Annotated in this window: 10 protein-coding genes; 5 read left to right on the plus strand and 5 right to left on the minus strand. The window is 53.6% G+C overall.

The window, feature by feature from the left end; all coding sequences use genetic code 11:
- Nucleotides 1-51: 51 nt before the first annotated feature.
- Complete coding sequence (hemH, locus tag FDP13_RS02925) at nucleotides 52-1,014, plus strand: ferrochelatase (RefSeq protein ID WP_143838534.1); 963 nt, start codon at nucleotides 52-54, stop codon at nucleotides 1,012-1,014.
- A 54-nt stretch (nucleotides 1,015-1,068) separates the two neighbouring features.
- Here hemH and ybaL read toward each other — a convergent pair whose 3' ends face one another.
- Complete coding sequence (gene ybaL / locus FDP13_RS02930; protein WP_012770707.1) at nucleotides 1,069-2,754, minus strand: YbaL family putative K(+) efflux transporter; 1,686 nt, start codon at nucleotides 2,752-2,754, stop codon at nucleotides 1,069-1,071.
- 492 nt (nucleotides 2,755-3,246) lie between these two features.
- On the opposite strand from ybaL, the gene ushA reads away from it, so the two are divergent.
- The 3 genes from ushA to FDP13_RS02945 all read left to right on the plus strand — a co-directional run bounded on the left by ushA (nucleotide 3,247) and on the right by FDP13_RS02945 (nucleotide 8,980).
- Entirely contained in the window at nucleotides 3,247-4,899 is a 1,653-nt protein-coding gene (gene ushA / locus FDP13_RS02935; RefSeq protein ID WP_143838536.1) for a bifunctional UDP-sugar hydrolase/5'-nucleotidase UshA, read from the plus strand.
- 808 nt (nucleotides 4,900-5,707) lie between these two features.
- Entirely contained in the window at nucleotides 5,708-7,297 is a 1,590-nt protein-coding gene (locus tag FDP13_RS02940) for a methyl-accepting chemotaxis protein (RefSeq protein ID WP_033575977.1), read from the plus strand.
- A gap of 309 nt (nucleotides 7,298-7,606) precedes the next feature.
- Entirely contained in the window at nucleotides 7,607-8,980 is a 1,374-nt protein-coding gene (locus FDP13_RS02945; RefSeq protein WP_033575976.1) for a glycoside hydrolase family 28 protein, read from the plus strand.
- 99 nt (nucleotides 8,981-9,079) lie between these two features.
- On the opposite strand, the gene ybaK is transcribed toward FDP13_RS02945, so the two are convergent.
- The 3 genes from ybaK to copA all read right to left on the minus strand — a co-directional run bounded on the left by ybaK (nucleotide 9,080) and on the right by copA (nucleotide 13,426).
- Nucleotides 9,080-9,559, minus strand: a complete 480-nt coding sequence (gene ybaK / locus FDP13_RS02950) for a Cys-tRNA(Pro)/Cys-tRNA(Cys) deacylase YbaK (RefSeq protein WP_033575975.1) — start codon at nucleotides 9,557-9,559, stop codon at nucleotides 9,080-9,082.
- Nucleotides 9,560-9,576: 17 nt separating this feature from the next.
- A complete protein-coding gene (locus FDP13_RS02955; protein WP_027712799.1) occupies nucleotides 9,577-10,389 on the minus strand; it encodes a TraB/GumN family protein in 813 nt (270 codons plus the stop codon).
- 178 nt (nucleotides 10,390-10,567) lie between these two features.
- Nucleotides 10,568-13,426, minus strand: a complete 2,859-nt coding sequence (gene copA / locus FDP13_RS02960; protein ID WP_143838538.1) for a copper-exporting P-type ATPase CopA — start codon at nucleotides 13,424-13,426, stop codon at nucleotides 10,568-10,570.
- A gap of 123 nt (nucleotides 13,427-13,549) precedes the next feature.
- Between copA and cueR the strand changes: the two genes are divergently transcribed.
- Nucleotides 13,550-13,963 carry a Cu(I)-responsive transcriptional regulator gene (cueR, locus tag FDP13_RS02965; protein WP_143838539.1) on the plus strand — a complete coding sequence of 138 codons (414 nt, stop codon included), beginning with the start codon at nucleotides 13,550-13,552 and terminating at the stop codon, nucleotides 13,961-13,963.
- A gap of 123 nt (nucleotides 13,964-14,086) precedes the next feature.
- Here cueR and FDP13_RS02970 read toward each other — a convergent pair whose 3' ends face one another.
- Nucleotides 14,087-14,542, minus strand: a complete 456-nt coding sequence (locus FDP13_RS02970; protein ID WP_012770699.1) for an NfeD family protein — start codon at nucleotides 14,540-14,542, stop codon at nucleotides 14,087-14,089.
- Nucleotide 14,543 lies beyond the last annotated feature (1 nt).

Below are 14,543 nucleotides of genomic sequence, written 5' to 3' on the forward strand. Positions count from 1 at the left end.
TCCGTTCCTGTCTAAACGATGATGCCGAAGCGGCAGTAAAGGAAAACGTTGATGAAAAAAGAAAAACGCGGTGTGTTGATGGTGAATCTGGGGACGCCGGATGCACCGACGCCGCAAGCCGTGAAACGTTATCTGGCCGAATTCCTGCATGACCGGCGTGTGGTTGATTTGACCCGGTTACTCTGGTGCCCATTGCTGCATGGCATTATTTTGCCGACCCGTTCGCCGCGGGTAGCGAAACTTTATCAGTCGGTGTGGATGGCGGAAGGTTCACCGTTGCTGGTTTACAGCCGCCGACAGCAACAGGCACTGGCCGCGAGCCTGCCGGATATCCCGGTTGAACTGGGTATGAGTTACGGTTCGCCGAGTTTGCAGTCCGCACTGGATGCGCTGTTGGCACAGGGCGTTACCACAGTGACGGTATTGCCGATGTACCCGCAGTATTCCTGTTCCACCTCCGCGGCGGTGTGGGATGGCCTGGCGAAATTGCTGAGTCATCGGCGTCAGGTGCCGGGTATTCGTTTTATCCGTGATTATGCCGAGCATCCAGCGTATATCGCCGCGTTGAAGCACAGCGTCGAACAGTCGTTTGCGCAGCATGGCGTGCCGGATAAGCTGGTGATTTCATTCCACGGTATTCCGCAGCGCTACGCCGATGAAGGTGATGATTATCCCGAGCGCTGCGCCGCGACGGCAAAGGCGTTGACTGCCGCGCTTGGCTTGCCGCCGGAACAGGTGATGATGACCTTCCAGTCCCGTTTTGGTCGTGAGGCCTGGCTGACGCCCTATACCGATGAAACGATGCAGGCATTGCCGAAACAAGGCGTTAAGCGAATTCAGGTGATTTGCCCAGGTTTCGCGGCCGATTGCCTGGAAACGCTCGAAGAGATCAAAGAGCAGAATCGGGAGATCTTCCTGCACGCCGGCGGTGAGTCTTTTGAGTATATCCCCGCGCTGAACGACGCGCCGTTGCATATTGCACTGCTGGCGCAACTGGTCGATGAGCAGGAATAAACCGATATCGGTGAGGGAACGTCAGGCACCGAGGGGTGCCTGACAAGGCGCTTTTTAGATTGGGCAGGCTTTGGCGGCGACGATCTCATCCACGTCCAGCATGGTTATCATGGTTTCGGCGATTTCCCGCTCACCCATGACGACGTGGTCGGCGCCATGCTCGGTGATATAGCTCACTTCATCGTCATAGTGCGCCCGGGCGATGATTTTCAAATCCGGTCGCCGGGCTCTTGCCGCCGCGACGATTTCCCCGGCTTCGTAGCCGTTGGGTATGGTCAGCAGCAGCCAACTGGCGCAATCGAGGCGGGCTATATCCATGATATCGGGCCGGGTCGCGTTGCCCAGTACGGTTTTAATTCCTTGTTCCCGTAGCGTATCGACACGTGCGCGTGAAGTTTCAATCACTACCATCGGGACGCCGGCCTGATGCAGTTGGGCACCGATCAGACTGCCTACGCGCCCGTAGCCGACCAACAACACATGGTTGCACAGGTCGATAGGGATCTGCTTTTCTTCTTCGATCGCTTCTTCAACGATTTGCTCTTCAATGGTTTCATGCCTGGCGAGATAGCGTTCCAGCAACGTAAACAACAGCGGGTTGAGCATTATCGACAAAATTGCGCCGGCCAACACCAGATTGCGGCCATTTTCCGACAGCATACCGAGTGAAATGCCCAGGCCCGCCAAAATAAAGGCGAACTCGCCAATCTGCGCCAGACTGGCGGAAATAGTCAGCGCTGTACGTCGGGAATGGCCAAACAGATGTACCAGCAAAAAGGCGGCCATCGATTTGCCCACCACGATAATCAGCAAGGTCGCCAGTACGGCCAGCGGTTCTCGCATCAAAATCATTGGGTCGAACAGCATCCCGACGGAAACGAAGAACAACACGGCGAATGCATCGCGCAGCGGTAGCGTATCGTGTGCGGCGCGCTGGCTGAGCTCTGATTCGTTCAAAACCATACCGGCGAAAAATGCGCCTAGCGCAAACGAAACATCAAACAGTTTAACCGCCCCAAAGGCGATGCCGAGCGCCATCGCCAATACCGCCAGCGTAAATAACTCTCTTGAGCCGGTACTGGCGCTTTTCGCCAATACCCACGGCACCACGCGACGGCCGACTACCACCATCAGGGTGATGAACGCCACCACTTTACCCAGCGTAATCGCCAGGTCTTGTAACAATTTACCGGTATCGGCGGTGTCGGTTTTCAACATGTCGGCGAAAGCCGGCAGCAGTACCAGCGTCAGCACCATCGCCAGGTCTTCAACAATCAGCCAGCCAATGGCGATTTGCCCGCGCTGGCTATCAATCAATTGACGTTCTTCCAGCGCGCGCAGCAACACGACCGTACTGGCGGTGGACAGACACAAACCAAATACCAATCCCTCAGACAGGCTCCAACCCAGCAATGATGACAATCCCGTTCCCAGCAGCGTTGCCATGATGATTTGCGCCACCGCACCGGGAATGGCGATGGATTTTACCGCCATCAAATCCCGTAGTGAGAAATGCAACCCAACGCCAAACATCAACAAAATGACGCCCAGCTCGGCAATTTCAGGTGCTAGTCGGGTATCGGCGACAAAACCGGGCGTAAAAGGCCCGACCATCACGCCGGCTACCAGGTATCCGACCAATGGCGAAATACGCAGCCGGTTTGCCAGAATGCCCAGCAAAAAAGCCAATACCAGACCGACGGCCATCGTGGAGATTAAGGGGGTGGTATTATCATGCATTCCGACTCCTTTGCCATGCGTAACGAGAATGAGCGGATATTCCTGAGCCGTCAGTAGGTTATGGCCCCTGAATGCTTATGTGTTCTGCCGACCCAAACCGTTCCCTGGCCGTATATCGGTGGCGTGATTCAACGAATAATCGCAGAAAACCGTCAGGAAGATGGGCAGAGTGAGATACAAATGATGTTTTTCATCTATTTAAATAGTGTAACACATATTTTCAGTTGAATTATTGCTTTTATCGTTGATCTATAGGGTTAATTCAATTTCTGTTTTTAGAGATATCTTCCAATTCGCCCGCCACGGTATGACTACAACGGCTTATTAGATGATGGGGAATCAGCACGATAGCGGCGCTGCGACGTCATGGCGAGAAATGTCTCAGGTTCGGTATGACGTCAACTATCCTGTTCCGATTTGTGTTAATTTGTGCGCCTGTTCGCTAGCTTAATGTAACAATTCTATAAGAGATTTTTATTACGGGGAGTGGTTATGCATTTTTCTGTCAAAAATCTGGCATGTCTGATAGCAGTAACACTGGCGTTATCGTCACCCGCTGCGCTGGCATGGGAAAAAGACAAGACTTACAACATCACGATTCTGCACACGAATGATCATCACGGCCATTTCTGGCATAACGATTACGGCGAATATGGTCTGGCAGCACAAAAGACGCTGGTAGATCAAATTCGTCAGGATGTTGTCGGTAAGGGCGGCAGTGTGCTGCTGTTGTCGGGCGGGGATATCAATACCGGGGTGCCGGAATCAGACTTGCAGGATGCAGAACCGGACTTCCGCGGTATGAATCTGGTGGGGTATGACGCGATGTCCGTCGGCAATCATGAATTCGATAACCCGCTTACGGTATTGCGTCAGCAGGAAAAGTGGGCGCACTTCCCGCTGCTTTCCGCCAACATTTATCAGAAAAGCACCAAAAAACGGCTGTTCAAGCCTTACGCGCTGTTTGACCGTCAGGGAATCAAGATTGCCGTTGTCGGTTTAACCACCGACGACACGGCTAAAATCGGCAATCCGGAGTATTTCCACGATATCGAGTTCCGCAAGCCGGCCGACGAGGCGAAAAAGGTGGTGGAGCAACTACGTAAAAAAGAGAAGCCGGATGTGATTATCGCAGCCACCCATATGGGGCATTACGATAACGGCGATCACGGCTCCAACGCGCCAGGTGATGTAGAAATGGCGCGCAGCCTGCCTGCGGGATATCTCGATATGATTGTTGGCGGTCATTCTCAGGACCCGGTATGCATGGCCGGCGAGAATAAAAAACAGGTGAATTATGTTCCCGGCACCCCTTGCGCGCCGGATCGCCAGAACGGCACCTGGATTGTGCAGGCGCATGAGTGGGGTAAATATGTCGGCCGCGCCGATTTTACTTTCCGCAATGGCGAGCTGAAGCTGACGCATTACCAACTGATTCCCGTCAACCTGAAGAAGAAGGTCGAGAAAGCCGACGGCACCAGCGAGCGCGTGTACTACACCCAGGAAATCAGCCAGAATTCGGACATGATGAAGCTGCTGACGCCATTCCAGGAAAAAGGCAAGGCACAGCTGGATGTCAAAGTGGGCAGCGTCAACGGGCGGCTGGAGGGCGACCGTAATAAGGTTCGTTTCGTGCAAACCAACCTGTCGCGGGTATTGCTGTCTGCTCAACTGGAGCGTGCTAAAGCGGATTTTGCGGTCATGAGCGGTGGCGGCGTGCGGGATTCGATCGAGCCCGGTGATATTACCTATAAGACGTTACTCAAGGTGCAACCGTTCGGCAATACGCTGGTATATGCCGATCTGAAAGGCAGTGAAGTAGAGAAATATCTGGCGGTCGTCGCCAACAAGAAGGTCGATTCCGGCGGTTATGCTCAGTTCCTGAACGTGAGTCTGGAAGCAGACGGCACTGGCGTGAAGAACGTGAAGATCAACGGCGAGCCGTTGCAGGCGGATAAAGTCTACCGGATGTCCACGCTGAGTTTTAACGCCACCGGCGGCGACGGCTATCCGAAACTGAGTGACCTGCCGAGTTACGTCAATACCGGTTTTGTGGATGCGGAAGTGCTGCGCCAGTATGTCGAGAAACATTCTCCACTGCAGGCGGCAGACTATGAACCGAAAGGTGAGATTGTTTATAAATAATTGATGTGTATGGCGGTTTCTATTCTGTTGTTAAGAATGGAAACCGCCGTTTTTCCAGTTAAAAAGCGTCTGCGATATAGCTTGTATACCCAAAATAATTCGAGTTGCAGTTGCGTGTTGAACAACGCAACGCGTTGGCTCGTCAGGGCACGGCACAGGAATGGGCCGAGTAATGCAATAAGGCCAATGCACCTGCAACGTGAAGTATGATAGGTATGGCGCCTGTCGGTGATTTTGGGTGTAGTGCCATATTCTTGACGCTATATAATTCGTTCAGTTTCTTTTTTCGTATAATCAATACCTCATCAATCTGTATGTTGAGTCTGTCGGCCTGAATAGACAACTGCATGGGGTTTCTTGTTGATAGCATTCTGTTTACTTCATGCGCGTTATGACTCTTGTCTCTCGTGGCGGATTACCATGCTGTACTCTATTTTTACACGAGGTGGTTGCTTACACCTGCTTTCGCTCAACCGTGGCAGGCGCTTATCTTTGGTAAATCAGTGACGTTGGCATCAGTTTTACCACGCCCCGGGAGAATGCGAGCTTAACGATATGCTACTGTTAAAGCACGGTGTGTAAGGAGAGTATGTTGCTCTTTGATACATTGTGATTGTGGTTTGCTTGTTGATGTTTGTGGTGCCATACCCTATGGCTTGTAAACCGGATTTATTCATGGGAAATATATGAGTAAAACTATTTTCTCTGCTATTAAAAAGAGTGCGTAATAATTTATTAGCAATGGTGTCGTAATTGGTGAGTATGGCATAAGAATTGATAAAATAATCTCATTAAAGGTGTTGAGTGAATGAAAATATCTCTTGCCAGGAAGCTTTGGCTTCCACTTATTATTAGTTTGCTATGTTTGGCCGGAACCCTGATTTATGGATCGGTAAAAATTAAACAAGATCAAATATCACTAAGAGAAATGGAGTTAATGCATGTGACTCAGTTAGCATTGGGGATTGTCAAAACCAATGCTGAGTTAGCCAGTAGCGGTGCGATTTCTTTAGCAGAGGCGCAACAACGCGCCATGAAAGGAATAAAGGATTTACGTTATGGTGATTCAGGGTACTTCACCATCATTAATTCCCAGCCTCGGGTTTTAATGCATCCGATTAATGAAGCGCTTATTGGTAGGGGGGGTGATCTTAAAGATGCTAATGGCGTTTTTATTTATCAAGATATGGTAGAGGTTACAAAAAAGAATCAGTCCGGTTATACCTCTTACGCGTTTCCTCGACCTGGTTCTACCGTTGCTCTACCTAAAACGGCCTATAATTTACTCTATGCACCCTGGGATTGGATAATTACCACCGGGCTTTATATCGATGATATTAATGAGGCATTTATTCATTCACTCTATCAAAATGGCATCGTATTCATATTAATTAGTGTACTGCTTTCATTATTGGTCTATTGGATTAATCGCAGTATCTTGCGTATTTTAGGGGGAGAACCCTCTTATGCAGCGGAGGTCGCCGCACGTATTGCCGCAGGCGATTTATCTTATCCCGTCAGGACATTACCCAGTGATAATGTCAGCTTACTGCATGAAATGGAGATGATGCGGAAGCAGTTGATTACCGTCATTGAGGATATCCGTGCTGGCGCGGAAGTGATTGATGCCAGTAGTGGTGAAGTGAGCGCCGGGAATAACGACTTGTCATCTTATACCGAGAGCCAAGCCGCTGCGTTGGAAAAAACCTCCGCCAGTATGGAGGAAATTACCTCTACGGTTAAATTAAATGCTGATAATACGGAACAAGCTCGCCAGTTAGCCCGTTCTGCGCTGGAGATCGCTTCCCGCGGCGGGGCAGTGATGCGGGAAGTGAACGATACCATGGGGGGGATTTCTGAAAGCTCCGACAAGATAGCCAATATCACTGAAGTGGTGAATAACATTGCATTTCAAACCAATATCCTTGCCCTGAACGCAGCGGTCGAAGCGGCGCGAGCCGGTGAGCAAGGCCGTGGCTTTGCGGTCGTCGCGGGAGAGGTTCGGAGCCTGGCGTTGCGCAGCTCACAAGCGGCGGGAGAAATAAAGAGCCTGATAGAAGAGTCGGTTACTCGCGTTAATAGTGGATCAGAGAAGATAAAAATGGCCGACAGCAGCATCAAGGATGTGCTTGATGCGGTACAACATGTTGCCGATATTGTGTCCGAGATTGCCACGGCAACCAGTGAACAGGGTAAAGGCATCAGTTATATCAATGAGTCAATTGTTCAAATTGATTCGATCACCCAGCAGAATACGGCTCTGGCGAAACGGGCCGTCGCCGCAGTAAATGAGCTGGAATTACAGGCCCAACGATTGAAAGCATCGGTGGCGTATTTTAATACCGACGGCGCAGGCTATCGTCATGATGTATTAGCGATTGGTCGCGCTATATCGTGATATACCCGCCATACTTCAGGTTGCAGGTGCGTTAGCTTTCTTACTCGGCCCACCCCCGGGCCTCACTCTACAGGCCGCTGCCAGCAGCGGCCTGAGGGCAAATACGTCATTGGCCGCTGTTTTGTTGTTGCAACCTCACTGAGCCGCATTTTACGCCGTTGTGCAATTTTCCAATTATCTCTCGCTAAAAAATGGCATATCTCCAAAACCTTGTTTCGCAAGCTAAATCGTGATCGCTACAGCCGTTTTAGGGTAAAGGTAGTGATACATTGTCGATAAATGAAACATTGTTTTACTTATGGGGTAATTATGCATAAAGGAATAGCGTTCTCGCTGTTGGCGTCCTGCGCACTGGCTGGCATGAGCGCACAATCGGCTGAAAAAGTGGCGTTTCCCGATCGCGTTTGCGACGTAACCCGTTATGGTGCAGAGGGGCATCGCCTGCAAATTGCACTGAATACCTCTTCCTTTCAAAAGGCGATTGATGAATGTGCGGCTGCCGGTGGCGGTACCGTGCTGGTGCCGGCGGGAAACTATCTGGTAGAGCCGTTATTTCTGAAAAGCAACGTCCGCCTGCATCTGGAAAAACATGCCACGCTGGTAGCCTCGACCGGAGAAAGCGCCTACCGTGCAACTGACAGTACTCGCTATGCGCAAGCGGAAAACGGCTGGCTGCCGTTTATCAGCATCGCTGATGCGCAGAACGTTGCGATTACCGGCGAAGGCACCATTGATGGACAAGGTGCGGTATGGTGGGAGCGCTGGCGCGAGGCTATCCGCGCTACCGGCAAGAAAGGGGGAACAGACCGCCCGCGGCTAATTTATATTACTCGTTCCAGCCAGGTACTGGTTGACGGCGTCACCTTGACTAACTCTCCCAGCTTCCATGTGGTGATGCGCTATGCCCGTGATGTGACGGTAAACGGTACGAGTATTATTGCCCCATGGCATGCGCCAAACACCGATGCTATCGATCCTATCGACAGCCAGAACATCCGGATTACCAACAACGTGATTGATTGCAATGATGACCATATTGCCATCAAAGCGGAAAAACCGGACAGCCGTTTCCCGGATGGCGTGGTAGACAATGTCTATATTGCCAACAATGTATTAAAACAGGGGCGTGGTATTTCTATCGGCAGTGAGACGTCCGGCGGCGTCAATAATGTACTGGTGGAAAACAACCGCTTTGAAGGTTCCATGTATGGTATTCGCATTAAATCGTTGCGCGGCAAGGGCGGTGAGGTGAAGAACGTGACCTATCGCCATACCCGGATGGTGAATGTGGAAGTACCGCTGGTGTTCTCCGGCTACTACCAGGCCGCGCCGATTGTACAAGCCGAAGTCGACAAATTACTGCAGGCGGGCGGCTTTACGCTGGGCGAGCAGATTTACCCGCCGGATACCGAGCCGGCTCAGCCGTTCGACAAGGTGAAAACACCGCATTTCAGTAACATCACTATCGTCGATTTGGAGTCAACGGGGCGCAGCAAAGCGGCCGGGTACATTATTGGCGTACCGGAAGCGCCGTTGAGCGGTTTCCATTTTGAGCAGGTACGGATCGAGGCGGAAAAAGGGCTGCGGGTACGCAATGCCGAGCTGGTAACCCAGGGACTGACCCTCAATGCGAAACAAGGGGAGGCGCTGTTGCTGGATAAAGGAGCGAACGTCACCCGCTAATTCGCCGCGAGTGCATTCCCCGCGGAACGACGTTTATGAAGCGGTGGCAGAGGGCAACACTGGCCGTGGAACCCTCTGTCGCCGTCTTCGTTTTTAGCGTCAATCATGTTTGGCGATATCGGCAAACTGCGCTTTTAACACCTGAGCCAAGTCGGTTGCTGCCAGCTCGATGTCTAATCCCCGTTTGCCGCCGGAAACAAAGATCGTACTGAATTGTTGTGCTCCGTCGTCGATCACGGTGGGCAGCAGTTTTTTCTGCCCCAGCGGACTAATACCGCCCACCAGATAGCCGGTTACCCGTTGGGCGATCTGCGGATCCGCCATATCCGCTTTTTTGGCGGCCAGCGCCTTGGCGACTTTTTTTAGGTCCAACTGGCTGGCGACGGGAGTCACCGCTACCGCCAACTGTTTGGCATCGCCGTTGAGCGATACCAACAGGGTTTTGTAGACCTGTTGTTTATCCAGCCCCAACTTGCGGGCGGCTTCTTCGCCGAAATGGGTTTCATCGGCATCGTGGTGGTAGCTGTGAAGCGTGAAGGTGATTTTTTGCTTCTCAAGCAGTTTTACTGCGGGCGTCATGATGTACTGTCCTTGCTTTAAAAAGTCGCCGCGTGGGCTTGTAACAAGTCAGGCAGGTTATTTTCACCGTATAAGTGCAGTGCGCCGACCGATACGACGTAATTTCCCTGCGGCAGTGCGGCTAATTGCTGCTGCCAGCGCTGATTCCGATGATTCATCAGCATTTCCGTTATCTCGTTGCTGAATGTGGGGGGGACATTGTCTGCCCAGGTCGGTTTGTGGTTTATCCACCAACTGACCATGGTTTGCAATAAGCGGGCGTTGGTGTGCCAGTGGTATAGCGTGTCCTCCAGCAACGGTAGGCCTCCCTGCGGTAGTTGCAGCAATAGATCGACCTGTGTTTGTTGCCCCTCCAGTTCGATGATCTCCACCCCTTTGTTCCGGGCCGCGTTAATCAACTGGTAATCAATGCCATAATCCGGTCGCAGGCCCAGCATCACCGCCTGACGTGCCTGCAACATCAGCGCTGCCTGCCAGGCCGGCACCCGGTCGATGCTGTCGTAGCTAAAAGATAATTCACGGCATATCTGCTGCAGGCGTAGCAACGTGTCGGCATCCAGACGCTCTGCCAACGGCGGTTCAGCGCCTATCAGGTCGAACGGCGAATCGTTGCCGGAAATATCCGCTTCTACGATCAGTGCTGTTGCTTTCTCAAGCCGTGCCAGTAATTCAGGAGGCAGGGGAAACATGTCCACCGTGCCCATATGAATACTCCCCACCAAATGGAACTGGCGTTGGTTGATAAGCTCGACATCCAGCGCCGGGTAACGGTAACTCGCAGGCGAGAGAAAGCCGAGGAACGTCGCAATTTGGCGTATCAGCCGTTTCATATCGACATCTCCGGTAATGATGTATCCACGCGTAGATTTCTGTACCGCCAGGTTGTCTATGCTAAACGGTTCGGTCGGCAAGTTGTATCGCTAATTCGCATGTGTGGCGGGATGATGTCTGGGAAGGTAAAGCGGTGCGATAGGTCAGCCAAAACTATCGCACCGTTGCTTGTTGCTGCTACCAACCCTGTCTGGCGGGGGCGTCGGACGGTGTGAAACGTAACAGTCGATTGGCGTTACTCACCACGGTGATGGATGACAGCGCCATGGCCGCTCCCGCCACGACCGGGCTCAGCAGGGTGCCCGTTAATGGATAGAGTATTCCTGCTGCAAGAGGAATACCGAGCGAGTTATAGATAAAAGCGCCCAGAAGATTCTGCTTCATGTTGCCTAACGTAGCGCGGGACAGCGCCAACGCGTCGGCGACGCCGTGCAGGCTATGGCGCATCAACGTCATGGCCGCGGTTTCCACCGCGATATCGCTGCCGCTACCCATGGCGATCCCGACATCGGCTTGCGCCAGTGCCGGAGCATCGTTGATACCGTCGCCGATCATGGCGACCCGTTTTCCCTGAGATTGCAGATGGCGAATCGCCTCTGCTTTGCCGTCCGGCAGTACACCGGCGATGACTTGATCGATGCCGGCTTCACGGGCGATGGCCTGTGCTGTCCCGGCATTATCGCCGGTCAGCATCACCAATTGGTAGCCCTGACGATGTAACCGTTGCAGTGCGCTAACGCTGTCCTGACGCAAGGTGTCCTGTATGGAAAACAGTGCCGCGACCTGGCCGTTTGCCGCCAGCAACACCGGGGTGATGCCTTGTGCCGATTGCTTTTCCAGCCAATAATGCGGTGAGTTTTCACCATCAGCCAGTGGGATCTGATATTGGTCCAGCAAGGCCGGGTTGCCAAGCAGTAGCGAAGTCCCTTCCACCTGGCCGCTAATGCCGAGGCCGGGCAAGGTACGAAACTGCGCCACGGTGCTCAGTGTGATTCCGTCGGCTCGCTGCACAATGGCCTGCGCCAGCGGGTGGTTGGCCCCTTGCTCCAGAGATGCCGCCCAATTCAGCGCTTGTGATTCGCTGACATTGCCAAAGGTGTGGATCGCTACCACGCGCGGTTTGCCTTCCGTCAGCGTGCCGGTTTTATCGAACACCAGCACGTCAAGCTGGCTGGCCTGCTGCAAGGCATCGGCATCACGCACTAATACGCCCAGTTCGGCGGCACGACCGACGCCGGAGATAATCGACATCGGCGTCGCCAGCCCCAGTGCGCAAGGGCAGGCGATAATCAATACCGTGGTAACAATAACCAGTGTGTAGACGATATGAGGCGCGGGCCCAAACATGTACCAGATGGCGCCGCTCAATAACGCGATGGCGACGACAACCGGTACGAAGACGGCGGAAATGCGGTCAGCCAATTGGCCGATCGCCGGTTTGCTGCTTTGCGCCTGACGTACCAGATGAATAATGCGCGCCAGCGTCGTCTGGTTGCCGATAGCGTCAGCCCGGAATATTGCGCTGCCGTCTTGCACCTGCGTTCCGGCGTGCACCTTATCACCCGTCGCCTTTTGTTGTGGAATCGGCTCGCCGGTGAGCATGGCCTCATCAATCCACAATTCACCTTGTTCAAGCGTACCGTCCACCGGAATACGGTCGCCGGTGGTCAGGCGCAACGTCATACCGGTGTGTACCTCGGCCAGCGGGATAACACGGTCGCCCTGCAGCGTGACCTGCCGTGCCGTCGGCGGCGTCAAATCCAGCAAGCGCTCCAGCGCCTGCGAAGATCGCTGACGGGCGCGTTGTTCCAACGCATGGCCGAGATTGATCAAACCGATAATCATGGCGCTGGCTTCGTAATAAAGATGACGCGCTTCCATTGGAAACCCACTCGGCCATAGGTTGACCGTAATGGAGTAAATCCAGGCTGCACCAGTACCGAGCGCCACCAACGTATCCATGGTTGCGCTGCCGTTCATCAGGCTGCGCCAGGCATTGCGATAAAAATGCCCGCCGGCGGCAATCATCACCGCCAGCGTCAGCACGCCAACCAGTAGCCAGCCGGTACGATTGTGATCGGTAAGCATCATGTTATCGCCGATCATACCCCAGACCATCAGCGGGATACCGAGCGCCAGCCCTAATGTCGCCTGCCAGCGAAAACGCCGGATAGCCTGACGCGATGTCTGTTCTTGCCGGGCGCGTCGTTCCGCTTCATCGATAATGATTTCCGCCCCGTAGCCTGCGTTCCGTACCGCCTCGATCAGCGCCTGATGCGACATGCTACCGCTGACCAGCGCACTGCGTTCGGCCAGATTGACGTGTGCCTGCGTCACGCCGGGAACGCGTTGCAGCGCCTGCTGTACCCGGCTGACGCAACTGGCGCAGCTCATTCCGTCGAGCAACAACTGAACGCTATCAGTGCCCTCGATACCAGCGACGATGTGGCTAGTATCGACCACGGTGTCATTATCGACCGCGGTGTCATTATCGGCGTAATTGTGATTTGGCGCCGCGTCGGCAAACACGGCGTTAACGGGCAAGGTATGTGCCGGAACCTGGTTGAAAGCCGCTGACAGCCTGTCCGGCGAGGAGGCGTGGGGTGTCAGCGGCTCAGATTTTGGGGAGGACAGCTCCTGCGTTTGCGTGGCGTGAAAACCGGCCTGCTCGACGGCAGCCACTAACGCCTGTGGATCGGCATCGCCATAGATAGACGCCTGTTGCAAAGTAACATCAACCCCTACTACGCCCGGTATTGTTTCCAGTGCTTTACGGGTTGATGCAACGCAATGCTGGCAATTGAGGCCGGAGAGTTGCAGCGTGATATTGGGTTCGGTTGCGGGGCTGGCTTCGTAACCGGCAGCTTCAATTGTCGCTACCCATGTTTGGCTGTCCGCTTCACCGGTAATTTTCGCGTATTTCAGCGAGACTTCGACCTGTTCTACATCCGCTCGGGATTCCAGGGCTTTTTTTACCCTGCCGACGCAGTGTTGGCAGGATAATCCCTGCAATGAAAGCAGTATGGTTTGCGACATAATAATATTCCTCAGTGATCACAGCCGAATATCAAAGACATTGACCGCAAGCGTGATTTTGATTAGTTCTAAGCACTACCTGAAGCGTAAACCTTCCAGCAAGGGAAGGGTCAAGGGGGAATCATGAATATCAGCGATGTGGCGAAAAAAACCGGGCTGACCAGCAAGACCATCCGTTTCTATGAAGAAAAAGGGCTGATGACGGCGCCACTGCGATGTGAAAATGGTTACCGCAGTTACGATCTCCACCATATCGAAGAACTGACGCTGCTGCGCCAGGCGCGTCAGGTGGGGTTCACGCTGGAAGAATGCCGAGAACTCGTGGCGCTGTTCAATGACCCGATGCGGCACAGCGCCGATGTGAAGGCGCGTACGCTACAGAAGGTGGATGATATTGAACGGCAGATAGAAGAGCTCAAAGCAATGCGTCAGCGCTTGCTGGCACTGGCGGAGTCTTGCCCCGGCGACAACAGCGCCGAATGTCCGATCATTACTCAATTAGCCGGCTGTTGCCATACGGGCATCCGGCGGGCGTAGCAACAAGCACCAATTCCCCAGGCTGTCACTGCTCTGGCTGTAACGCGGATAACGGCGGTGATGCCGCCATATCGCCATCGCCGCCATATCAACGGGGATCAACGGGGCAGATTTTGAACGCCGTCAAGCATCAACGCGCGGTCTTACCCGCAGCGTGATGCCTTCTACTGCGGTGACCTCAACTACGGTTCCGGCAGGGAGATCCTGTTCCGCCTGCACGCGCCAACTGCTGTCGCCGATGTTGACACGGCCAAGACCGTTTATCAGCGGCTCGGTTAATGTCGTATGCAGGCCAATCAATTGTTGCCCGCGTTGATTGAGTATCGGTGTCGGCTGCTTGTCGAGGCGACGGCGCAGCCACTGCCACCACAATAATGCAGAGACTACCGTCAGCACGGCAAAGGCGATGCATTGCCAGGCCCAGTCCAACGGCAACAACCAGGCGAGTATGCCGGTGAACAGCGCGGCGATACCGCTCCACAACAGATAGCCGCCGGCACCCAACATTTCTGCTGCTAACAGCAGGCCGCCGAGCGATAGCCAAAACCAGTGGGCGTTTTCCCATACCAGCGCCATCATG

Source organism: Dickeya sp. ws52, from assembly GCF_007210685.1.
GTDB lineage: Bacteria > Pseudomonadota > Gammaproteobacteria > Enterobacterales > Enterobacteriaceae > Dickeya > Dickeya chrysanthemi.